The sequence below is a fragment of the Erwinia sp. S43 genome (assembly GCF_016624745.1).
Taxonomy (GTDB): domain Bacteria; phylum Pseudomonadota; class Gammaproteobacteria; order Enterobacterales; family Enterobacteriaceae; genus Erwinia; species Erwinia coffeiphila.
Genome location: NZ_JACVTX010000005.1, coordinates 233,126 through 256,319 on the forward strand (window position 1 = coordinate 233,126; position 23,194 = coordinate 256,319).

Here is a 23,194-nt window from a genome sequence, read left to right on the forward strand (position 1 = left end):
CTGATGAGGATTGACTTCGTGGCGTCAACTCCCCTGAAGCTGGCAATGGCCGGGCTGAGCGGCTGCCTGCTGCCGCTGTTCGTCGGTGCCGAAACCTGGACTTCTCTGCCGCCGCCGCCGACGGTGCAGGCACCTGTGGGTGAAGCGCAGAGCTGGATGCTGGGACTGATGCTAAACGGCTACGATACGGGTGAGGTCGTCAGCGTTCAGTTCCAGGGCGATCACTATGTGATGCGCGCCGGTGACTTAATGAAAGTCGGCATCCCCAGCTCGAAGATCAACTCGACGATGATGGACGTCTCGGCAATGGAAAACGTCAAGGCCGAGTATGACAGACAGGGGCAGCGGCTGCTGCTGACGGTGCCACCTGAGTGGCTGCCGCAGCAAACGTTTGGCAAAGCCACGCAAAACGGCCCCCGCTATGATGGCCAAAGCAGCGCCGGTGCGCTGTTCAACTACAATATTTACGGCAGCCAGACCGACGGCGGCGGTAGTCGCATTTCTGCCTGGAACGAACTGCGCCTGTTTGGCGGCTGGGGACAGTTTTCCAACAGCGGCATCGTGCAGCGCCAGCTGTCGGGCGGTGATGCCCTGAACGATGGCTATATCCGCTATGATACCTGGTGGTCGAATCAGAATGAAGATAACGCGCTGACTCTGCGGGTGGGTGATCTGATTACCGACTCCCTGGCATGGAGCAGCAGCGTGCGCGTCGGCGGCATTCAGCTGGCGCGTGATTTCTCACTGCGCCCCGATTTGGTTACCTATCCCCTGCCTTCTTTCTCAGGCCAGGCGGCAGTGCCGTCTACCGTCGATTTGTTTGTGAATGGCTACCGTACCAGTACTAACAGCGTGCAGCCCGGTCCCTGGTCGATGACCAATCTGCCGTTTGTTAACGGTGCGGGCAGCGCGGTGGTGGTCACCACCGATGCACAGGGACGCCAGGTGACTACCACCCTGCCGTTCTACGTTGCCAGTAACCTCCTGCAGAGCGGCCTGTCGGACTATGCGATTTCCACCGGGGCGCTGCGTGAAAACTACGGCCTGGAAAACTTTGATTATGGTCCGTTAACCGCCAGCGGCTCTTACCGCTATGGCTTGACCGACTGGTTAACCCTGGAAAGCCACGCCGAAGCGGCCGAATCGCTGGCACAGTTAGGCGGCGGCGGTCAGCTGCGGATCGGTGCGCTGGGCGTGGTCAACGGCTCCGTCAGCCAGAGCCAGATGATGGGGCAAAGTGGCAATCAGTACAGCTGGGGCTATCAGTACAGCACGGGCCTGTTTTCCGTAGGCATGCAGCAAACGCTTCGCTCCAGCGGCTATGGCAACCTCGCGCTGTACGGTGACCGCAAGAATGGCGAAACGTGGAACAATGCCGAACCGGACTACTACACGCTGAGCCGCCGCAGCTCGCAGTACAGCGCCAGCCTGTCGCTGGATCGTTACGGCAGCCTGGGTGCTGCGCTGATCGACATTACCAGCGGTAACGGCGATCGTACTAAGCTGCTCAATCTGACCTGGAGCCGTGGACTTTGGGGCGGCAGCAGTATTTATGTCTCCGCCAGTCGGGACAATCAGGCAGATAACTGGGCGGGCGCCATTTCGCTCAGCGTGCCGTTCAGTAGCCTGATGAGCGGCGGAGTCAGCGTAGAGCGCGATGCGCAGGGCAAAAATTCCCAGCGCCTGTTTGTCTCCCGCTCCATGCCGAGCGACGGCGGCTTCGCCTGGGATGCCTCATGGGCGAATCAGAGCAGCGGCGGAGACTACCGGCAGGGCAGCCTGCGCTGGCGTAATCAGCAGGTGGAAACATCCGGCGGCTTCTACGGTGACGATGATTACATGACCAAATGGGGCCAGGTTAACGGTTCGCTGGTATTGATGGACAGCCAGCTGTTTGCAGCCAATCAGGTCACCGACTCGTTTGTGCTGGTGAAAACGGGCTACCCGAATGTCGGTGTGCGCTTCGAGAACCAGCTGCAGGGCCAGACCAACAACAAAGGCTACCTCCTGGTACCGCGCGTAACCTCAAACTATGCCGCCAAATATAATATCGACACGCTCGATCTGCCAGCGAATCTGGGCACCGATGACGTGGAAAAACGCGTGGCGGTGAAACGCCAGAGTGGCTATCTGCTGGATATGGAAATCAAACCGCTGCGCGCCGCCAGCGTGATTATCAACGATCAAAACGGCCAGCCGCTGCCGGTAGGGACTGCAATTATTCGCACCGCCCCACCGGAGGAGGTGGTCGGCTGGGATGGCATCGTGTGGATGGATAACCTCGAACAGCGTAACCCGATTCGCGCCCGTACGCCGGACGGCCGCACCTGCGAGACGGAACTCACCCTGCCGAAAGAACTGCCGGACACGCTGGTCACTTACGGTCCATTGGTTTGCCCGCTGTCGCCCCCTTCAGGAACTACGCCATGAAACGAGTATTTTTATCCCTGACCTTTCTTCTGCTGATGAGCGGATCGTGGCTGGCGCAGGCAGCCTGCACCATCAGCCCGACCAGCAGCACCGCCAGCTTCGGTACGATGACCTCGTTCGCGGTGACTACCGCGCAAACCACGCTGAATGGTACCTATACCATTGACTGCGGCGCCGGACTGGTGGTGTTGCTGGGTACAGACAATATTACCGTCAGGTTAACTAATGCCAGCTTCACTTACAGCTCAACCCAGGGGGCGCTCGGACTCGGCAGCGACCGTATTCCGTTACTGCTGTGTACCGACTCCAACTGTGGTTCAGTGGTTACCCTGAACGGCACGGGAGTTGCTATCCCGCGCAGCACTCTGCTAGACCTCGCCGGATTGCTAAACGGGTTTAAATTCCCGATTCCGCTGTTTGTCCGTATGGTACCCGGAGCAGTGGTAGCGGCGGGAAATTATACAGTGGTGCTAACGGCGTCATTCACTTATGACATTTGTACTTCCATTTCGATCGGCAACATTTGTCTGTTGGCGAACCGCCAGCAGGGCACTTTTAATGTGCCTATTACGCTGAATATGACCGTCACGCGCGACTGCACCACCATCACCGCGCCGGGCATTAACTTCGGCAGCGCACCGCTGCCCGCCAGCTTCCAGACGGTCAGTCAGTCGCTGAATGTAATCTGTACCAAAGGCAGTACCTACACCGTCGGCATTACCAACGGCGGCTACGCGGTGGGCACTCAGCGCTATATGGCTTCCGGCAGCAACCGGCTGGCCTATCAGATATATAAAGGCACCACCGGCACCACTTACTGGGGGCCAAACGGCACCGATCGCGTTGACAGCAGCACGGCCAGCGCAACCAGCACCGATGGCTTAACCAAAACCTTTAACTATCGCGCGCTGATTATCAGTACCCAGACGCCACCGCCGGCGGGGAGCTATCTGGATTCGGTGTCGGTGGATGTGACGTTTTAAAAATAATGTGCGGATTTTAATCAATATGTGCATTGTTAATTATTTGTTACCAAAGTAAATATCCTGTGCCCGGTAACGGTGATGTGTATCACATTAATACCGTTACCGGCAGGCTAAAACGGGGGGAAACCACAATAAGGATGTCCCTATGACCCCTGAGACAGTCAGCACTTCATCGCGGCAGGGCGGTGCCAGAACGATCTTCAACGTTACCAGCGGTAACTTCCTCGAAATGTACGATTTTATGGTGTTTGGCTACTACGCCACCGCCATTGCCAAAACCTTCTTCCCCGGCGACGACCCCTTCGCTTCACTGATGCTGACACTGATGACCTTCGGTGCCGGGTTCCTGATGCGCCCGCTGGGGGCAATTATTCTCGGTTCCTACATCGACCGTCAGGGGCGCCGTAAAGGGCTGCTGTTAACGCTGGGGCTGATGGCTATCGGCACGCTGACCATCGCGCTGACGCCGGGTTATGCCACGCTGGGCATGGCCGCACCGGTGCTGATCCTGCTGGGCCGACTGCTGCAAGGATTCTCTGCCGGTGTTGAGCTGGGTGGCGTATCGGTGTATCTCTCCGAGATTGCGCCAAAGGGTAAAAAGGGGTTCTACGTCAGCTGGCAGTCCGGCAGCCAGCAGATTGCGGTGATCTTCGCGGCGCTACTGGGGCTGGGGCTGAACCATCTGCTGGATAAAGGCCAGGTCACCGAGTGGGGCTGGCGTATTCCGTTTGTGATTGGCTGCATGATCGTGCCGTTCCTGTTCTGGATACGCCGTGCGCTGGAGGAGACGGAAGCCTTCAGCCAGCGTAAACATCATCCCACCATGGGGCAGATTACCCGCTCGGTGGCACGCAACTGGGCGCTGGTGCTGGCGGGTATGCTGATGGTGGTCACCACCACCGTGATGTTTTATATGATCACCGCCTTTACGCCGACGTTTGGCAAGACGGTGTTGATGATGAGCGATAAGCAGAGTTTTCTGGTGACGCTGTGCATCGGCGTTTCCAATCTGTTCTGGCTGCCGTTGATGGGTGCCGCATCCGATCGATTTGGCCGCCGTCCGCTGCTGCTGCTGTTTACCGTGTTGATGATTTTGACCGCGTGGCCGGTGCTGCACTGGCTGGTTGGTTCGCCGAGTTTTGCCCATTTGCTGGAGGCGGAGCTGTGGCTGTCGTTCCTGTACGGCAGTTATAACGGTGCGATGGTGGTGTATCTGGCGGAGGTGATGCCTGCCGAGGTGCGTGCAACCGGATTTTCTCTGGCCTACAGTCTGGCGACCGCGTTGTTTGGCGGTTTTACGCCAGCGGTGTGCAGCTATCTGATTCATGCTACCGGCGATAAGGCGATGCCGGGGGTATGGCTGACTGTTGCTGCGGTGTGCGGTCTGGTGGGTACGCTGATTATTAAGCGGCTGGTGAAGCAGTATCAGGTTCGGCGTTTGTCCGAGCCGGCGATTACGGTTTAGTTGGGGTCGGCTGGCAGTTCGGCGATCCCGCCTACGGGCTGTATCCGCTTACCCGGCGGTCCTCGCGCCGCTTCGCGGTGTCATCACTCCGCTCGTCAGCCTCACGGACCGGCACAGACGCGCGTCCTGCACGGCTGTGCCTTTCGTCCGCGTCCATGCGGCCGAATCCTGGCCTCCTCTCTTCGTTCAGCGCTGCGGATTGCCGGGTAAGCGGAGACAGCCCGTCTGCTTTGCTATGTTTGCGTTGCCTTTACGATGACCTTAACCAAAGCGAGCACGTTTTAAGCTGGGAGTGGCCTCTGCGGCGGTCGGGCAATCCGCAGCGCTGAGGCGCAGGCGGCGGGGCCGTAGAGACCAGCATGGATACTGGGCTCAGGCCTGGCGCGCGCAGGACGCCCGCTCCGGGCCGATCCGTAAGGCCCGCTGCCGGAGCCGAAGGCACCACGCAACGCGTGGCGCGAGGACCGCCCAACTGCCGCAGAGGCCGCTCCCCAGGCACCAAACCCACCAGCCACCAGCCACCAGCCACCAGCCACCAGCGACACGCATAAAAAAACCGCTATCTAAAAGACAGCGGCTTTAATTTTAAACCGGAGAAACATCACCTGAAACGGCAGCCCTTAAATCGGCAACCGCAACCCGGTTATTTCGACACGGTTTCCATGCCCATCAGGCCAATCTTCAAGTAACCCGCCTGACGCAGCTTATCCATCACGCCCATCAGCGTTTCATAACTCACTGACTTATCGGCCTGGAAGAAGATAGTCGTATCTTTCTTGCCTTCGGTCTGCTTAACCAACGCATCCACCAGCGTCTCTTCCGATACCGCATAGTTACCGATAAACAGCTGATTATCAGCCTTAATCGACAGATACACCGGTTTTTCCGGGCGCGGCTGCGGCGTACTGGTTGAAGCGGGCAGGTTGACGCGAACGTCAACGGTAGCAAGCGGCGCGGCGACCATAAAGATAATCAGCAGCACCAACATCACGTCGATAAACGGCGTCACGTTGATTTCGTGCATTTCACCGTTGCTATCGAGATCTTCGTTTAATCGCATTGCCATAACGCTTAACCTACCCGCAGTTTCTGCGCCGACTGAACGCGGTGAGAACCTTCGCTGGCGGCAAGGTCAAGATCGCGGCTTTGCAGCAGCAGAACCTGTGCAGCCACATCACCCAGAGACGCTTTATAGCTGGCGATCATGCGAGCAAACACGTTGTAGATAACCACCGCAGGAATTGCCGCAACCAGACCAATCGCGGTGGCCAGCAGCGCTTCCGCGATGCCCGGTGCCACAACGGCCAGGTTAGTGGTCTGGGTTTTGGCAATGCCGATAAAGCTGTTCATGATGCCCCAGACGGTACCGAACAGGCCCACGAATGGCGCAATCGCACCGATGGTGGCGAGGTAACCGTTGCCGCGGCCGGCGTGGCGGCTGAAGGCAGCAACGCGGCGCTCAAGGCGGAAACCGGTACGCTCTTTGATTCCGTTGTTATCGTCGGTGCCAGCGGAAAGCTCCAGCTCGTTTTCAGCTTCTTTAATCAGCAATGCGCTGAGGCTCTGACCGGTGAAACCGGCGCTGGTTTTTGCAGCTTCATCCAGCGAACGTACGGTTGCCAGCTGCTGCTGCTCGCGCTTCAGACGTCGGCGGGCGGAACTCAATTCGATTGTTTTGCTAAAGAAGATGGCCCAGGTGACAACGGATGCCAACAACAGTCCAATCATTACGGCTTTAACCACGATGTCTGCATGCTGGTACATGCCCCAGACGGAAAGGTCCATCTGCATCAAATCATTTGTCACGCTGTGTCTCCAACATCTAATTGCTGATAGCGAAAAAATTCAGGCCAGATCATACCAAACCCGTTAGGAATTGATAGTAGTTCTCATTACTATTTACACCCTATAAGACATTTTTTGAACAATTTTTTTCTCATTTACGGATGTGATGGCGCTCACAGTGAAATTTTATCACTTACCCGCAGGCTGAATACCTCAGGAGAGGTAGCCGTGTTAACGTAAAAAACATAACTGAATAAAGAGATCGTTTTAATGACCAGCAAAAAAATCGAAACGGCCCTGGTGGCCGCCGGACGCAGCAAACGATACACCCAGGGATCGGTGAACAGCGTGATCCAGCGCGCCTCTTCTCTGGTTTTTGACACCGTAGCCGATAAGAAACGTGCCACCGCAGGGCGCGCCAACGGCGAACTGTTTTATGGCCGCCGGGGTACCCTCACCCATTTTTCGCTGCAGGATGCGATGACCGAACTGGAAGGCGGTGCGGGCTGCGTGCTGTATCCGTGCGGTGCCGCCGCCGTCGCTAACGCCATTCTGGCGTTTGTAAACGCTGGTGATAATGTGCTGATGAGCGGCAGCGTTTACGAGCCTACCCAGGACTTTTGCACCAAAATCCTCAGCAAACTGAATGTCAGCACCACCTGGTTCGATCACTGCATCGGGTCTCAAATCGCCGATTTAGTGCAGCCCAACACCCGCGTGGTGTTCCTTGAGTCACCGGCATCAATCACCATGGAAGTGCAGGATATTCCGTCAATCGTGGCGGCGGTTCGCAGCAAAGCGCCCGATGCCATTATTATGGTCGATAACACCTGGGGCGCCGGTATCCTGTTCCGCGCACTGGATTTCGGCGTGGATATCTCCATCCAGGCCGCGACCAAGTATCTGGTTGGCCACTCGGATGCGATGATCGGGACTGCCGTAGCCAATGAACGCTGCTGGGCACAGCTGCGCGAAAACTCCTATCTGATGGGCCAGATGGTCGATGCCGATACCGCCTATGTCACCAGCCGTGGGCTGCGCACGCTGGCCGTGCGCCTGCGTCAGCATCAGGAGAGCAGCATTCAGGTTGCACAGTGGCTGGCAGAACGTGACGAAGTTGAGCGGGTGAATCATCCGGCGCTGCCGCAGTGCAAGGGCCATGAATTCTGGAAGCGGGATTTCAGCGGTTGCAGCGGTCTTTTCTCGTTTGTGTTGAAAGAACGCCTGAGCAGTGAACGCCTGGCGCATTACCTGGATAACTTCAGCCACTTCAGTATGGCCTACTCCTGGGGCGGCTATGAGTCGCTGATCCTTGCCAATCAGCCTGAAGAGCTGGCGGCTATCCGCCCCGCGGGCGGCGTTGATTTTAACGGCACGCTGGTTCGGGTACATATCGGTCTGGAGCACGTGGACGATCTGATCGAGGATCTTCGCGCGGGCTTCGACAGACTTAGCCAATAATCGCCTGTGCTTCAACAAATTATCAATAAGGCGCGCTGTTCGCGCCTTTGATCAAGATATCCGACACGATTTGCGAGTACTATAGGGATATAGCTATAGATGTAGTTAACGGGATAACGAATGGGTGTTTTACACGAGATTGTTCAGGCGCTCTGGCATCAGGACTTTACCGCGCTGGCCAATCCGGATGTGATTTGGGTTGTTTACGGGATTATGTTTATCACGTTGCTGCTTGAAAATGGTTTGCTTCCGGCTTCATTTCTCCCCGGCGATAGCCTTCTGCTGCTGGCCGGTGCCATGGTGGCCAAAGGCGTTATGGCGTTTATTCCCACCATGCTGATCCTGACCGCCGCCGCCAGTATTGGCTGCTGGCTGAGCTATCTGCAGGGCCGCTGGCTGGGCAACACCCGGCTGGTCAAGGGCTGGCTGCTGCACCTCCCCGCGCAGTATCACCAGCGGGCGTGGAGCCTGTTTAACCGCCACGGGCTGCTGGCGCTGCTGGTTGGCCGCTTCCTCGCTTTTGTGCGAACCATTCTGCCCACCATGGCCGGCATTTCGGGGCTGAAAAATGGCCGTTTCCAGCTGTTTAACTGGCTCAGCGGGCTGCTGTGGGTAACGATTCTGGTGACGCTCGGCTATGGCATCAGCCAGGTGCCGTTTATCAAACGTCATGAAGATCAGGTCATGGCGATTCTGATGATCCTGCCGCTGATGCTGCTTTGCGCCGGACTCACAGGTAGCGTTGTGCTGGTTCTGAGGCGTAAAAAGGCCCGCTAATCCGGGCCGGTTTTATCCTGTCTGCCGCATCCGCGTCATCTCTTCCCCTGGCGTTACGCCAAAGTAGCGTTTGAACTCGCGCGAGAACTGCGAGGCGCTTTCATATCCCACTTTCATGGCCGCCACGCTGGCCTTCATCCCTTCCTGCAGCATCATCATACGCGCCTGATGCAGGCGGTAGCTTTTCAGGTACTGTAGCGGCGAGGTGCTGGTCACCGCCTTGAAATTATGATGAAACGCCGAAACGCTCATGTTGGCCTCGGCCGCCAGCAGGTCAACGCTCAGGTTATCGGTGAAGTGATGTTCAATGCGCCGCAGCGCGCGGGCAATCTGGCTGAACTGCGTCTGCCGACTCACCAGCGCCAGCAGCGCGCCACCGCACGGCCCCTGCAGGACGTAATAGAGGATCTCCCGCACCAGCTGCGGCCCCAGTACGCGGGCATCGCGCGGGTTATTCATCATGTCCAGCAGGCGCTCCGTGGCGCAGAGCATCTCCTCCGTCAGCAGCGCCGAATGAATCCCGCAGGTTTTCGGTTCAGGATGGAAGGCATCGTCATCACCTATATCCATCAGCAGATCCTGAAGCTTCAACGGATCGACCCGCAGCATCATGCCAGCCAGCGGCGCTTCCGGAGTGGCGAACGTCTCACATTCAAACGGCAGCGGTACGGTCAGCATCAGGTATTTATTGGCGTCGTAGCTAAACACGCTGTTACCCAAGTAGCCGGTCTTCTGCCCCTGAAACAGGATCACAATCGCCGGCTGATACATCACCGGAGTGCGCGACACATGTTTGTCAGCATAAATCAGGCTGATGCCGGGAACCGACGATACTCCCTTATTCTGCGTCACCAGGCCGATAACCTGACTGGCCAGCCGTTCACACGTCGCGCTTCTGTTCATTCACTCTTCCCGCTGCTGAAAGTTTTACGTCAGCATCATCGCCTGACGCCCGTCATTTCTCCAGTGGTTTGGAGAATCAGGCAAGATTCCGGCAGAAATGTGCATTGAGCAATGCGCACCTGCTGCGCACAATGATCCATCTGATAAACGTCATACTTCCAGGATTATCGCGATGAACAATTTCGTACTGCATACGCCCACCCGCATCCTGTTTGGCCAGGGACAAATCGCCCAGCTGGCCACCTCCATTCCTGCCAACAGCAAAGTGCTGATCCTGTTCGGCGGCGGCAGCGTCAAGAAAAATGGCGTCATGGATCAGGTCTATAGCGCGTTACAGGGCTTTGATCTGCAGGAATTTGGCGGCATCGAGCCTAACCCGGACTTCTCGACGCTGATGAAAGCGGTGGAGATCGTTAAACGGGATAAGATCACCTTCCTGCTGGCGGTGGGTGGCGGCTCGGTACTGGACGGCACCAAGTTTATCGCCGCTGCGGCGCTTTATCCGCAGGACCCGTGGCATATTCTTGAAACCGGCGGTGCTGAAATTGAACAGGCGCTGCCTGTCGGGTCGGTGCTGACCCTGCCCGCGACCGGCTCCGAGTCTAACCGCAGCGCGGTGATTAACCGCCGCGCCACGCACGATAAGCGGGCGTTTCGCAGCAACCACCTGTTCCCGCTTTTCGCGGTGCTGGACCCGGTTTACACCTACAGCCTGCCGCCGCGCCAGATCGCCAACGGCGTAGTGGATGCCTTTGTGCATACCATTGAGCAGTACCTTACTTTCCCGGTTGACGCCCGCGTACAGGACCGGTTTGCCGAAGGCCTGCTGCTGACGCTGATTGAAGAAGGCCCACATGCGCTGGCCGAGCCGGAAAATTATGACGTCCGCGCCAACGTGATGTGGAGCGCCACCATGGCGCTGAACGGCCTGATCGGTGCCGGTGTGCCGCAGGACTGGTCAACGCATATGCTCGGACACGAGCTGACCGCGCTGCACGGCATTGACCACGCGCAGACGCTGGCTATCGTGCTGCCGTCGCTGCTGAATATCAAACGCGATACCAAGCGGGAAAAACTGCTGCAGTATGCGGAGCGCGTCTGGGGAATCACTGACGGCAGCGAGGCGGAACGCATTGACGGCGCGATTGCCGCTACGCGCGAATTCTTCGAGCGGATGGGTATCGCTACCCGGATGTCCGATTATCAGCTCGACGGTTCATCTATCCCCGCCCTGCTGGAAAAACTGGCGGAGAAGGGACTTACCGCGCTGGGTGAACGACAGGACATTACGCTGGAAATCAGCCGCCAGATCTATCTGGACGCACGCTAGTCCCCACGAATCCTCTGCTTATCAACTAGACTTAATTCCATCAACCGGTGCCCCTGCACCGGTTTTTCCGCAGAAAAGGAGCGAACATGGCAGATCAACCAATCATTAAACTGCACGATGGCAACATGATGCCGCAGCTTGGGCTGGGCGTCTGGCAGGCCAGCGTGGATGAAGCGCGAAGCGCGGCAGTGACGGCGCTGGACGTCGGTTATCGTTCGATTGATACCGCGGCAATTTACAAGAATGAAGAGGGTATTGGCCAGGCGCTGCGCGAAACCGACGTGGCGCGGGACGATATCTTCATCACCACCAAACTGTGGAATGACGACCAGCTGAATGCCGAAAAGGCGCTGGAAGCCAGCCTGAAAAAACTGCAGCTGGATACGGTCGACCTCTATCTGATGCACTGGCCGTGCCCGGAAAAAGACACGTTTGTTGCGGCATGGCAGTCGATGATCAAGCTCCAGCAGCAGGGGCTGACCAAAAGTATCGGCGTATGCAACTTTAACGAGCCGCATCTTAAGCGATTGCTGGATGAAACCGGCGTCAGCCCGGTTATCAATCAGGTGGAGCTGCATCCGATGCTGCAACAGCGCACTTTACACTCATGGAACGCGATGCATCATATTCAGACGGAATCATGGAGCCCGCTGGCACAGGGCGGTGAAGGCGTTTTCGATCAGGAGATTATCAAACGGCTGGCGCAGAAGTACGGTAAAACCCCGGCTCAGATCGTTATCCGCTGGCATCTGGATAGCGGACTGGTGGTGATTCCTAAATCCGTGACGCCATCGCGTATTAAAGAGAATTTTGAAGTTTTTGATTTCCGCCTGGAGAAAACGGAAATCAGTGAAATTACATCGCTCGATCGTAATAATCGCCTGGGTCCGGACCCGGAAAGCTTCAATTAATCAGCCACGATTTGCCCGCCTCAACAGCGGGCAATTCGTCCGGGATCTATAACACAGGGTTGACCAGCATCTGCCCCGCCGTGCCGCGATCGGCCATTTCCAGCATCTGGCTGTAATAAACAAACGGGAAGTGCTCGGAAGATGACTGAGTAAATGACACCAGCAGCTCCACGTCACCGTCTATCCAAACCGTATCCTTCCAGCCGCGATCTTCGGCCATGGTCTGTGCGCCATTGACGCTTTTAATCAGAAACATCACGCCCTGAATATGAAACGCCTGCGGTATATCTGAATGAATCATCCAGCGCTCAAAACTGCCCTGCTGTGCCTGGGTGTCAATTCGCGTCATATTCCAGAGCGCGCCGTTAATACCCGGCGTGGAGTCACCCAGGCGGAATTCACGGGTTCGGCTGACGGTGCCGGGAATGATTTGGTCCGCCAGAATGCGCATAGGTAAGTTATCGGTTACTAACGGTAACAGCCCCGTAGGGCGCAGGGTCAGTACCAGTGTGGAGATCAAAATGCTGGAGGGTTCGAAGATACCACGCAGCCGATCGACAAAACCTGCCGCTTCACCTGCGGTAATCGAAACTTCATCCCCCTGGGTCATATCGATCAGGACTTCACGACGCTCACCGGGTGCCAGTGACAGTTGTTCAACCACAACCGGCGCAGGCAAAAAACCCTGATCGCTGGCAATGACATTGAAGGGGCGGGCATCGCTCATACGTAATTGGTAGCGGCGGGCATTGGAGGCATTCAGCAAACGCAGGCGAACCCAACCGCGAGAAACCTCGATGAAAGGATTCTGCACGCCGTTAACCAGCAGCGTATCACCAATAAAGCCTCCGTCGCCGGGCGGGTCATATTCCGGCGAGCCGAAGTTATCGAGTCGTTTGTCCTGAATAATGAGCGGGAAGTCGTCCACGCCATAGTGTTTGGGAATGGGTAAGGACTTACTAACCTCATCCTCTACCAGCCACATTCCCGCCAGCCCGTTATACACATGCGGGGCCATACGATTCGGCGTATTGGCATGATACCAGCAGGTTGCAGCAGCCTGACGAATGGGAACGACCGGCGACCAGTCAACGCCCGGTGACATCATGCGGGCAGCTCCCCCCATCAGCGCACCGGGCACCTGCAGACCGCTGACAGTCATCGCTACCGGTTCATTTAGCCGATTGCTGTAGATCAGCTTGACGTCGTCACCGCTCCATACGCGTACCGTTGGCCCCAGATAGAGACCGTTAAACCCCCACACCTGCGCCTTGCTGCTGCCGTCAAAAGACCAGTGGCTACGCTGCATCGTCAGAAACAGCGGCTGCCCACGGCGAGACTCAATCAGCGGTGGAACCGGCAGTGGCGTGCCCGGTCCTGCCGCCCGCACGCTGAAAGGTAACGAGGAAGCGCAAAGGGCAATGCCTGAGGCCTTAAAGAACTGACGACGACTAAGGGACATACCCGACTCCGTAAGCCAAAAACCGCCAACAGGGCGGCCAAAATCCATTGTTATCATGGTGCGCGGGCTGTTCTGCCGCATCAATAACTGAGAGTGAGCATGGGGCCATGCTCACTCCGATAATTTATAGCTTACCTGATGCTTCGCGTGCAGCGACTTCAGCATTTAACTCATCAAGTTTTGCCGACATTAGCTCGCGGCAGTGGGTCGCAAGCTTTCGAACGGACTGATTTTCAAATGATTTTGTATCGACAGGTGGCATCATTTCGACGATAGCAAGGCCATTTTTCAACCTGTTTAGTTTGATTTTGTCATGCGTGTTGGAAACGACGACCGGAATAATCGGCACACCGGCAGCAACGGCAGCATGAAACGCACCGGTTTTGAACGGCAGCAGCCCACGGCCGCGGCTACGCGTGCCTTCCGGAAACATCCAGAATGAGATTTTTTTCTTCTGAAACTCGTTAACCAGTTCACCAATCGTACCGTGTGCCTTGGCGCGATTATCACGATCGATTAGCAGGTTGCCGGTCAGCCAGTACAGCTGGCCGAAGAAAGGGATCCATAGCAGGCTTTTTTTGCCAACGGTCACGGTCGATGGCTCAACGATATTCGCCGCGGTGATCATGTCGTAGTTGTTCTGGTGGTTACAGATATAGATCGCGTTGGGGAAATTTTCATGGCCTTCGGGGCGGCGCAATTCAACCTTTAAGCCAAACACCGGAGCCAGCCGGCCGAAAAGGCGGCCAAAGGTAGAAACATGCTTCGGGTTTCGCGGACTGAACAGGCAATAAATACAGCCAAAAACACAAACCAGTATCGAATAAATAATAACCACAATGATACGTAAAATAGAGAGCATCACAACCTCGTTATTGCATGCCGACAACGTATGCTGACCGAATGATTTCGGCATCATACGCTGACTAAAAGTGGCTTAACTGTTTTTTTATTTGATGATTTCGGCAGGCTGGCGACATTGGCGTCCCCAGCCTGCAATCGGCACAGGAGAATTACTCCTCGCTGTCATCTACGACAGGACGTGACGGACCATCAACATCAACACGATCGATACGCTGCAGTCCACGCGGCAGCTGAGTGCCACGACGCCCACGTTCTGCACGGAACTTCTGTAAGTCTTCCGCTTTCAGCGTCAGCTTACGCTTGCCGACGTACAGAGTAATGGCACTTTGCGGCGTCAGCAACAGTAGCCAGGCCAACTTATCTTCACCCGATGCCGCCTGAGCCGCCGGAATAGAGATAATCTTGTTGCCCTTCCCTTTGGAGAGCTGCGGCAGGTCGCCAACCGCGAACATCAGCATACGTCCGGCAGCGGTAATCGCCAGCAGCAGATCGTCATCACCATGAATAGCCAGCGGCGTCATGACTTTGGCATTTTCCGGCAGGCTGAGCAGCGCTTTACCGGCACGGTTACGAGAAACCAGATCGCTGAAGGTGCAGACAAATCCGTAACCTGCATCCGATGCCATCAGCAACCGCTGCTCATCAGCCTCCATCAGTACCTGTTCAACTATCGCCCCCGGCGGCGGCGTCAGCTTACCGGTGAGCGGCTCGCCCTGCCCGCGCGCCGACGGCAGCGTGACAGGGTCGAGCGCATAGCTGCGCCCGGTGGAGTCGATAAAGACGACCGGCTGGTTGCTCTTCCCGCGTGCCGCTGCACGATAGCTGTCCCCGGCTTTATAGCTGAGGCCCGCCGGATCGATGTCGTGCCCTTTGGCGCTACGCACCCAACCCATTTGCGACAGAACAATGGTCACCGGCTCGGAAGGCACCAGTTCGTGCTCGCTGATGGCTTTCGCCTCTTCACGCTCGCGCAGCGGAGAACGGCGGTCGTCTCCGTAGGTATCGCTATCGGCCTGCAGCTCTTTTTTCAGCAGCGTATTCATTTTACGTTCAGACGCCAGAATACCCTGCAGGTGATCGCGCTCCTTTTCCAGCTCATCCTGCTCACCGCGAATTTTCATCTCTTCCAGCTTGGCGAGATGGCGCAGTTTCAGTTCCAGAATGGCTTCAGCCTGGGTTTCTGAAATGTTGAAACGTGACATCAGTACCGGCTTAGGCTCATCTTCACTGCGAATGATATGAATCACTTCGTCGATATTCAGGAAGGCCACGAGTAAACCGGCAAGGATATGCAGGCGCTTCAGGACTTTCTCAAGACGATAGTTCAGGCGACGACGAACCGTTTCACGGCGATAAACCAGCCACTCGCTGAGGATCTCCAGCAGGTTTTTCACCGCCGGGCGGTTATCCAGACCAATCATATTAAGATTGATACGGTAGCTGCGTTCCAGATCGGTGGTGGCAAACAGGTGATTCATCACCTGCTCCAGATCGACACGATTGGAGCGCGGCACGATCACCAGACGGGTCGGGTTCTCATGGTCCGACTCATCACGCAGATCCTCCACCATCGGCAGCTTTTTATTACGCATCTGGGCGGCGATCTGCTCCAGCACGCGAGCCCCGGAAACCTGGTGCGGCAGCGCGGTGATCACCACGTCGCCATCCTCTTTTTTCCACACTGCGCGCATCCGTACCGAACCACGGCCGCTTTGGTAAATTTTGCGGATCTCACTACGCGGCGTGATGATTTCGGCTTCAGTGGGATAATCCGGCCCCTGGACGATATCCAGGAGCTCATCCAGCGTGGTTTTCGGGCTGTCGATCAGCGCGATAGCCGCCTTAGCCACCTCACGCAGGTTATGCGGTGGAATATCCGTTGCCATGCCGACCGCAATACCGGTGGTGCCGTTTAGCAGGATATTAGGTAACCGCGCAGGCAGCATCTTCGGCTCCTGCATGGTGCCGTCAAAGTTCGGAATGTAATCGACCGTTCCCTGCCCCAGCTCGCCCAGCAGCACTTCGGCATACTTTGACAGGCGCGACTCCGTATAACGCATCGCCGCGAAGGATTTCGGGTCGTCCGGCGCCCCCCAGTTTCCCTGGCCATCAACCAGCGGATAGCGATAAGAGAACGGCTGCGCCATCAGTACCATCGCTTCATAACAGGCGCTGTCGCCGTGAGGATGGTATTTACCCAACACGTCACCCACGGTACGGGCTGACTTTTTGAATTTCGCGCTGTTACTCAGTCCCAGCTCAGACATCGCGTATACAATACGACGCTGCACCGGCTTAAGACCGTCGCCAATATAGGGAAGTGCGCGGTCCATGATCACGTACATGGAGTAATTAAGGTACGCATTTTCTGTAAACTTGTGCAGCGCAAGGCGCTCGGCACCATCCTGCATCAGATCGCTCATTGTTCTCTTTTCCTCACATTGCGGTGCTCCGGCCTGACAACATCGAACGGAAGCCAACAACAGGTTGATATCTTGCCATTCTCAGTCAGGCAACTCCGCCCCACATCGCGGTAAGTTTGGCGAGGATAGTACCTTATCCGGTTAGGGCATGTCACAGGGTTCAGTAGAGAATACAGCAGGGAATCGCATTAAAATTTAGCGACTTTGATAATTAAAAACATCTAAAATGACAAATTAAAACTCCAAAAATATCTAATATAACTTAAAAACATTAGATTAATTACTATTCCACCGTTGACTTTCAACATCTATACTGCTGACCCACAAAATGTTAATCATCAATAAAATTTAAATTAGATAGCTCAGCAAAGTGGGCTTGTTTGCATTTCATCTAAACATTCGTTTTTCAACGAACCGCATTCTTTAATGACATCATTATCGCTTTGATAGCGTTAACGGCAAGCAAAAAAGGCAAGGAAAGCCAAAACACTGCCAGATTCAATTAATTTTTTCTGGAAGTGTGCTTTTTAATGGAGATTTATCGTGACACCGTATGCTTTTAAACTTCATCACCTGGCAATATTACTCATTTTGGTGACAAAAAGTGCATTTCCTGCCAATCCGGTCGCCAATATTCAACAACAGAATGCGAATCAGCAAGAACAACAAAAAGCGCTACAGTCCCAGTTGGATACAACAGGTAAAGATGTACGTTCAGAACCTGCCCCGGATATAATTAAAGGACAAAAATATCTTGATGAGCCTGATTGTCTAAAAATTAAAGACGTACAGCTGGATAAAGATGGCGCGGTCCCCCACTGGCTTCCTTTACAAAGGATCGCCAATCAGGCCGTGGGTCATTGCATGAATGCCAGTAATATCAAAACAATAGCCATCACCCTACAGAATAAACTTATCGCTTCAGGCTACATAACATCCCGTACTGAGCTACCGGAACAAAACGTTAAAGATGGTGATTTAAAAATCAAGGTAGTATCAGGCCTGATTGGGAATATTTTCTTGCAAGATGGTTCAGATAAATATGTTCACGTGACCAACACCTTCCCAACTCATAAAGGAAAAATTCTCGATCTTCGCGATCTTGAACAGGGACTGGAAAATATGCAGGGGATTCCAACGACGGATGTGCATATTAATCTTCTCCCTTCTTCTGAAGAAGGAAAAAGCGATGTCGCTATCGACCGGTCACAGCAATCATTCTGGCGCGTGGCTGGCTGGGCTGATGACTCAGGCAGCAGAAGTACCGGACGCTATCAGGCAGGACTTGCACTTTACCTTGATAACCCAACGTCGTTGAACGATCTGTTTTACATCTCAGCATCGCATGATCTTCAGGACAGCCATACTAAAGGTAATAAAAGCACCTCACTAAATTATACCGTACCGTTTGGATACTGGTCGTTTAACGTTTATGCCAGTGAAAACAAGTATCATCAGGCTCTTGTCGGTGACTATTCTAATTATCATTATCGCGGAAATAACAAAGTGGTTATTGGTAAAGTCAGTCGTGTTGTGCATCGCGGTGCGCAGCAAAAAACAACATTTAGTACGCAGGTGATCAAGCGCGATGCGCACTATCACATTGGCGATACGGAAATGGAGTTACAGAGATTAAATCTGACTAACCTACGTTTCGATCTCGCCCATCGCCACTATCTTAGAAATTCGGTAGTCGATGCCGATCTGAGCTTCCAGCGAAATGTTCGCTGGTTTGGGAGTAAAGAAACGGCCAGTTCAAAGTATGGTGAAACCAGCGATATTAGCCGGATAGTGACTCTGGATTTACAGGCGCAGGCCCCCTTTGAGCTTGCTGGCCTGGCAATGAGCTGGCAGCCACGTTATTACCAACAATACAGCCCCGACCAATTGATTACGCAGGACCAGTTCAACATTGGCAACCGCTGGACGGTACGCGGTTTCAACGGTGAAAACACCCTTATGGGTGACCGCGGCTGGTACTTTAGCAATACAATTAATATAGATATGCCCCAATCATGGAATAATCAGCTCTATGTGGGCGTGGATTATGGCAGGGTTTCACATATTAATCAGGAGTGGGTTACCGGTAAATCAATTTCCGGCGGTACGATAGGATTTCGTGGTATGAAATGGAAAACCGGGTATGACGTCTTTGCAGGCACCCCGATTTCAAAACCTAAAGGACTGGTTACCGATCATCTGACATTAGGATTCACCCTACAATGGATGTATTGAAAAGTTAAACATTGAAAATAGAATAAATACATTACTATTTATAGAGCATAAAAAGAAATTATAACATTACTGGCTATATTAAGTTCATTTAAACAAACAAGGATCGGTTATGTTATCAATTAAAATAAATCACCAAAGCAACACTGATAGTAAAATTTCAAAGCTTTTCAAAGTAGCCCCGATTTGTCTGATGACATGGGCGATATTCGGTGGCATTTTTTCGGCAGAAGGTGCAGTGATTGCGGATTCGGGCATGGTAAACCGGCCTGGTATCCATGAAAATCTGACCGGACCAACCATTGTTGACATTAACGACCCATCAAAAAATGGCGTTTCACATAATAAATTCACTGAGTTCAATGTTAATAAAAACGGGCTCGTACTTAATAATAACACAAGTGAATCCAGGACTATTCTTGGTGGAAAAATAGCAGGAAACAGTAATTTATCAAATGGACCCGCCACGGTTATCATCAATGAAGTGGCATCAAAAAACATGACTCAGTTAAATGGCATGATTGAAGTTGCAGGTAAAAAAGCAAATGTCATTGTTGCAAGCCCGTCAGGAATATCCTGTGACGGATGCGGTTTTATCAATACGGAACGAGGTGTGTTGACTACCGGTAAAGTGGACATTTCAAACAATCCGTCCATGAGTGTTTCAGAAGGAAATATTATTCTGCAAGGGAATGGTTTGCAGGATCAGTCTGACTACACTGCACTGATCGCTCACACTATCAATATCATTGCTGAAGAAAACTCTGCAAATAATTTAACGCTGATGGCGGGTAAAAACGCTGATATCAATCATGTTGACGGCGTGCTGAAGAGTCACGCAGCCGAAAATGAACAGGTTGATTATGTGGGGATTGATGTTGCTAAACTTGGTGGTATGTATGCAGATAAGATCACGCTTATTGCCGGGCAGAAAGGTGTATCAATAAAAAACAGGGGAATCATATCTGCGGATACCGACCTGGTTATTCAAAATAACGGCACCATCAGAAACACAGGAAGTATATCCAGTGGAAATGATATGACAATTTATGCCGATACGATCAATAATCGCAAAGGCAGCCTGACCGCTGGTGGAAACTTTATGTCATCATCACAAAGACTGGAAAACATATCGGGCAGCATACTTGCCGATGGTAAATTAAATATTTTAGCCGATGCTAACATCAACAACTATCATGGTGCTATCACGGCCGAGAGTGTGGATATTAAATCTGCTTCAATACAAAATATCAAAAATAGTAAACGTGGTTCTTCAGATTCAGATAAGAAAAGTCAAATCATCGCAAAAAATGGTGATGTGATCATTGTGACTAATGGAGAAATGTCAATCGGGAACGGCGGAACAAAAATAACGGCATCAAAAGGTAGTGTTTCTCTCAAAGCAGGCAACAGGTTGGGAATCAACTCAACTGAAATCAATGCGAAAGATGTTGTTATCAATGCTGCTTTTGCCAACAGCCCTATTGTGAATGGCCTGGATGGAACCGTAATCAAAGCAGATCAAGATGTTAACATAAATCTCAATTCACTTTTCGCTATCACATCAGATTCCGCTATTAAAGCAGGAAATGATATCAACCTCAATATTGCTAATCAGGATGAGAATGCAAGAAACCTGAATAACTTAGGCACATTCTCTGCCGGCAATAACTTCAACTATAAAAGTTCCGGTGCATTTTCGAACTTTGGTACAACTGAAGCAGGGAAAGTTATGAACATTCATTCCGCCGGATTTAATAATTACGCAAAAATCAGCGGTAATCAAGTCAATATCAACTCAACAAGTGGATTTTACAATAAGGATAATGGTCAAATATTGAGTAAAACAAACATTGTATTGAGTTCCAAAGGATTCTTTAGAAATACAGGAGGAATCACCTCAATTAATGGAACTAAAGTAATGAGTAATTTCTATCGTAACGATGGAAAAATAGAAGGAAAAGTAGAAGTACAGCCTTACAAGTAATCAACCAGCTCCTCACCGTTTGTGGGGAGCTCATTAGTTTACTTGTATAAATCCAGAATGGAAGCAGGCGACATAAAAAATCAACTATTTGATAACCACCCCTAAAAAATAACAGGCGCGGCACCCATATTAAATAAATTACTATATATGAAATAATTAAAACCTTTAAAATGGATATAAGTACTGGACTCAAGTACTCATTCTTCAATATATGGAGACACACAATGATCAATGGAAAATCATCTAATTTATTTAAAGCATCGACAATCTGCATGATGACATGGTTGGCAATGGGATATATTACCACTGCACAGGCAGCAGTAGTTGTTGATATTAAACAAGCAGAGCGTCCCTGGGTAAAAGCCAACACAAATGGTTCTGTCACGGTTAACATTAATTCTGCATCATCAGCAGGAGTTTCCCATAATAAATACACTCAATTCGACGTTACGAAACAGGGTTTAGTTCTAAACAATAGCAAAGCAGCGATAAACTCACAGTTAGCGGGCCAGATTGCTGGAAATACTAATCTTAGTGCCGGTGAAGCAAAGTTAATTATCAACGAAGTCACATCAAATATCGCAAGCCAGCTTAACGGCCAGATTGAAGTTGCCGGTAAGAAAGCGGATGTTATTGTCGCTAACCCATCAGGAATTACTTGCAGTGGATGCGGTTTTATCAATACCGGCCGCGGTACATTAACCACCGGGACTCCCACTATCGGCAACGATGGCAGCCTTACCGGTATTAATGTACAGAAAGGAAAGATCATCATCAACGGTCAGGGGATGACGGATACCGCTGACTACACCACGCTGCTGGCTGCCGCATTACAGGTTAATGCCAAAATCGATGCCAAAGAAATCCAGGTAATGTCTGGTATTAACAGTAATATCGTTACTTCAGGTAATCAACTGGTCAATACTGGCTATACTAAAAATGCTCCCGCCGTAGGTATTGACGTCTCTGCACTGGGCGGTATGTATGCAGACAAGATTACCTTAATGGCTGCATCAACTCTTGATGGTGTTCGTAACAAGGGTATCATTTCTGCGAACTCAGATCTGAACATTAATCTTGATGGCACTATTACTAATATTGCTGGTACTCTGGAGTCAAAAACTGGCAGCGTGAGTCTGAGTGGAAAACGTCTTAACAATACTACTGGAAAAATTTTTGCTGGTAAGGATATCGACATTCTTTCGGAAGATACCCTGACAAACTCGAAAGGGCTCATTAATGCCGAGAAGATGGTGGCTATCAACGGCACAAACGTAAACAACGATCGTGGATTTATTACCGGGAACGAAGTTAGTATTGTGTCGGGCACGCTGACAAACACCAACAGCAAGTTATTTTCCGACAATCCTAAGGCTGTTAGTGAAGGCGGGATCTATGCTGAAAAAGATGTCAGTGTGAATACCAATGGCTTACTAAACACCTCTGCCGGTTGGATTTATTCTGATTCAGGGAATGTTTCTCTGGTATCAAACACCGACATGGTTCTGAACTATTCTCGAATTTACGCCAACAAGGATATTCTGGTATCATCGAAAACCGTTGACTATCCAGCAAGACCAAAGCCAGACCCAATTGATGCACATCTGGTAGCGGGAAATGATATTAACTTTGTAGTGGGAAATCTTGGCAAGTTTGATGGAACAACCGTACTGGATGCGGGCCATGACATTAATATCAGCAGCCTGGATGGGCGTAATACAGGGACGTTCCTCAACTATGCAACACTTTCCGCATCAAATAACATTAATTATGACCATGGAATCATCAACAACTATGGTGTATTAGATGCTGGCAATGAAATTAGCATTAAAACAAACCAACTTATTAACCATGCCGTTATTAATGGATATGGCAATGTGAAAGTTGATGCCAGTCAGTCCATTTACAATGATCTTAATGGCATGATCTCATCCATGAAAAACCTAACGCTAAGCGGCCCCACCATTAATAACTACCGCGGTCGATTAATCGGTAAAAAAGGCATTGATGTTTATACCAACAAATATACCAATACGGGTTACACTTCTGGAACCCTTAATCAGAACCCATTAAACTAAAAACCATAACACTATTTACTTATAATATTATTTAATTTTTAAGCCCGCAATCTGCGGGCTTTTTTACATCAAAAACAAATAAATTACTATTTTTAAATAA

General features: G+C 52.3%; 16 protein-coding genes. 10 read left to right on the forward strand and 6 right to left on the reverse strand.

Annotation, left to right across the window (positions count from 1 at the left end; all coding sequences use genetic code 11):
* Positions 1–45: 45 nt before the first annotated feature.
* From IBT47_RS09175 to IBT47_RS09185, 3 genes are all read left to right on the forward strand, one after another.
* Positions 46–2,430, forward strand: coding sequence for a fimbria/pilus outer membrane usher protein (locus IBT47_RS09175; protein ID WP_234471813.1), 2,385 nt, complete (start codon positions 46–48; stop codon positions 2,428–2,430).
* Positions 2,427–3,413, forward strand: coding sequence for a spore coat U domain-containing protein (locus tag IBT47_RS09180; protein ID WP_200560195.1), 987 nt, complete (start codon positions 2,427–2,429; stop codon positions 3,411–3,413). The genes IBT47_RS09175 and IBT47_RS09180 overlap by 4 nt, the downstream gene beginning before the upstream one ends.
* A 148-nt stretch (positions 3,414–3,561) precedes the next feature.
* Entirely contained in the window at positions 3,562–4,881 is a 1,320-nt protein-coding gene (locus tag IBT47_RS09185) for an MFS transporter (protein WP_105592502.1), read from the forward strand.
* Positions 4,882–5,524: 643 nt separating this feature from the next.
* On the opposite strand, the gene exbD is transcribed toward IBT47_RS09185, so the two are convergent.
* The gene (exbD, locus tag IBT47_RS09190; RefSeq protein ID WP_200560196.1) at positions 5,525–5,947 is read right to left on the reverse strand and encodes a TonB system transport protein ExbD; all 423 of its coding nucleotides are present in this window, start codon (positions 5,945–5,947) and stop codon (positions 5,525–5,527) included.
* A 5-nt stretch (positions 5,948–5,952) separates the two neighbouring features.
* Entirely contained in the window at positions 5,953–6,687 is a 735-nt protein-coding gene (gene exbB / locus IBT47_RS09195; RefSeq protein ID WP_105592505.1) for a tol-pal system-associated acyl-CoA thioesterase, read from the reverse strand.
* Between the two features lie 249 nt (positions 6,688–6,936).
* Between exbB and metC the strand changes: the two genes are divergently transcribed.
* Positions 6,937–8,127 (forward strand): cystathionine beta-lyase, encoded by a 1,191-nt coding sequence (gene metC / locus IBT47_RS09200; protein WP_200560197.1) that lies wholly within the window; start codon positions 6,937–6,939, stop codon positions 8,125–8,127.
* Positions 8,128–8,247: 120 nt separating this feature from the next.
* On the forward strand, positions 8,248–8,904 hold the full coding sequence (locus IBT47_RS09205; RefSeq protein WP_200560198.1) for a DedA family protein: 657 nt from the start codon (positions 8,248–8,250) through the stop codon (positions 8,902–8,904).
* Between the two features lie 12 nt (positions 8,905–8,916).
* Here the strand turns inward: IBT47_RS09205 and IBT47_RS09210 are convergent, their stop codons facing one another.
* Positions 8,917–9,807, reverse strand: a complete 891-nt coding sequence (locus IBT47_RS09210; protein WP_200560199.1) for an AraC family transcriptional regulator — start codon at positions 9,805–9,807, stop codon at positions 8,917–8,919.
* A gap of 172 nt (positions 9,808–9,979) precedes the next feature.
* Between IBT47_RS09210 and yqhD the strand changes: the two genes are divergently transcribed.
* Complete coding sequence (gene yqhD / locus IBT47_RS09215) at positions 9,980–11,137, forward strand: alcohol dehydrogenase (protein ID WP_200560200.1); 1,158 nt, start codon at positions 9,980–9,982, stop codon at positions 11,135–11,137.
* 86 nt (positions 11,138–11,223) lie between these two features.
* Positions 11,224–12,048, forward strand: coding sequence for a 2,5-didehydrogluconate reductase DkgA (gene dkgA, locus IBT47_RS09220; RefSeq protein ID WP_200560201.1), 825 nt, complete (start codon positions 11,224–11,226; stop codon positions 12,046–12,048).
* A 46-nt stretch (positions 12,049–12,094) separates the two neighbouring features.
* Here the strand turns inward: dkgA and ftsP are convergent, their stop codons facing one another.
* The 3 genes from ftsP to parC form a co-directional block, all read right to left on the reverse strand.
* Complete coding sequence (ftsP, locus tag IBT47_RS09225) at positions 12,095–13,510, reverse strand: cell division protein FtsP (RefSeq protein WP_200560202.1); 1,416 nt, start codon at positions 13,508–13,510, stop codon at positions 12,095–12,097.
* A 124-nt stretch (positions 13,511–13,634) separates the two neighbouring features.
* Positions 13,635–14,372, reverse strand: a complete 738-nt coding sequence (locus IBT47_RS09230; RefSeq protein WP_105592602.1) for a 1-acylglycerol-3-phosphate O-acyltransferase — start codon at positions 14,370–14,372, stop codon at positions 13,635–13,637.
* 151 nt (positions 14,373–14,523) lie between these two features.
* A complete protein-coding gene (gene parC / locus IBT47_RS09235; protein ID WP_200560203.1) occupies positions 14,524–16,797 on the reverse strand; it encodes a DNA topoisomerase IV subunit A in 2,274 nt (757 codons plus the stop codon).
* A gap of 543 nt (positions 16,798–17,340) precedes the next feature.
* Between parC and IBT47_RS09240 the strand changes: the two genes are divergently transcribed.
* The 3 genes from IBT47_RS09240 (at position 17,341) to IBT47_RS09250 (ending at position 23,094) form a co-directional block, all read left to right on the forward strand.
* Positions 17,341–19,032 (forward strand): ShlB/FhaC/HecB family hemolysin secretion/activation protein, encoded by a 1,692-nt coding sequence (locus IBT47_RS09240; RefSeq protein ID WP_200560204.1) that lies wholly within the window; start codon positions 17,341–17,343, stop codon positions 19,030–19,032.
* A 109-nt stretch (positions 19,033–19,141) separates the two neighbouring features.
* Positions 19,142–21,016, forward strand: a complete 1,875-nt coding sequence (locus IBT47_RS09245) for a filamentous hemagglutinin N-terminal domain-containing protein (protein WP_200560205.1) — start codon at positions 19,142–19,144, stop codon at positions 21,014–21,016.
* Between the two features lie 224 nt (positions 21,017–21,240).
* Positions 21,241–23,094 (forward strand): filamentous hemagglutinin N-terminal domain-containing protein, encoded by a 1,854-nt coding sequence (locus IBT47_RS09250; RefSeq protein WP_200560206.1) that lies wholly within the window; start codon positions 21,241–21,243, stop codon positions 23,092–23,094.
* The last annotated feature ends 100 nt before the right edge of the window (positions 23,095–23,194 follow it).

Excerpts from the sequence above, each read along its gene's own strand:
- IBT47_RS09250 (WP_200560206.1), top strand. The coding sequence starts at position 21,241 with ATGATCAATGGAAAATCATCTAATTTATTTAAAGCATCGACAATCTGC.
- exbD (WP_200560196.1), bottom strand. The coding sequence starts at position 5,947 with ATGGCAATGCGATTAAACGAAGATCTCGATAGCAACGGTGAAATGCAC.
- metC (WP_200560197.1), top strand. The coding sequence starts at position 6,937 with ATGACCAGCAAAAAAATCGAAACGGCCCTGGTGGCCGCCGGACGCAGC.
- IBT47_RS09210 (WP_200560199.1), bottom strand. The coding sequence starts at position 9,807 with ATGAACAGAAGCGCGACGTGTGAACGGCTGGCCAGTCAGGTTATCGGC.
- IBT47_RS09180 (WP_200560195.1), top strand. The coding sequence starts at position 2,427 with ATGAAACGAGTATTTTTATCCCTGACCTTTCTTCTGCTGATGAGCGGA.
- dkgA (WP_200560201.1), top strand. The coding sequence starts at position 11,224 with ATGGCAGATCAACCAATCATTAAACTGCACGATGGCAACATGATGCCG.
- IBT47_RS09230 (WP_105592602.1), bottom strand. The coding sequence starts at position 14,372 with ATGCTCTCTATTTTACGTATCATTGTGGTTATTATTTATTCGATACTG.
- IBT47_RS09205 (WP_200560198.1), top strand. The coding sequence starts at position 8,248 with ATGGGTGTTTTACACGAGATTGTTCAGGCGCTCTGGCATCAGGACTTT.
- ftsP (WP_200560202.1), bottom strand. The coding sequence starts at position 13,510 with ATGTCCCTTAGTCGTCGTCAGTTCTTTAAGGCCTCAGGCATTGCCCTT.
- IBT47_RS09175 (WP_234471813.1), top strand. The coding sequence starts at position 46 with ATGGCCGGGCTGAGCGGCTGCCTGCTGCCGCTGTTCGTCGGTGCCGAA.
- parC (WP_200560203.1), bottom strand. The coding sequence starts at position 16,797 with ATGAGCGATCTGATGCAGGATGGTGCCGAGCGCCTTGCGCTGCACAAG.
- IBT47_RS09245 (WP_200560205.1), top strand. The coding sequence starts at position 19,142 with ATGTTATCAATTAAAATAAATCACCAAAGCAACACTGATAGTAAAATT.
- IBT47_RS09185 (WP_105592502.1), top strand. The coding sequence starts at position 3,562 with ATGACCCCTGAGACAGTCAGCACTTCATCGCGGCAGGGCGGTGCCAGA.
- yqhD (WP_200560200.1), top strand. The coding sequence starts at position 9,980 with ATGAACAATTTCGTACTGCATACGCCCACCCGCATCCTGTTTGGCCAG.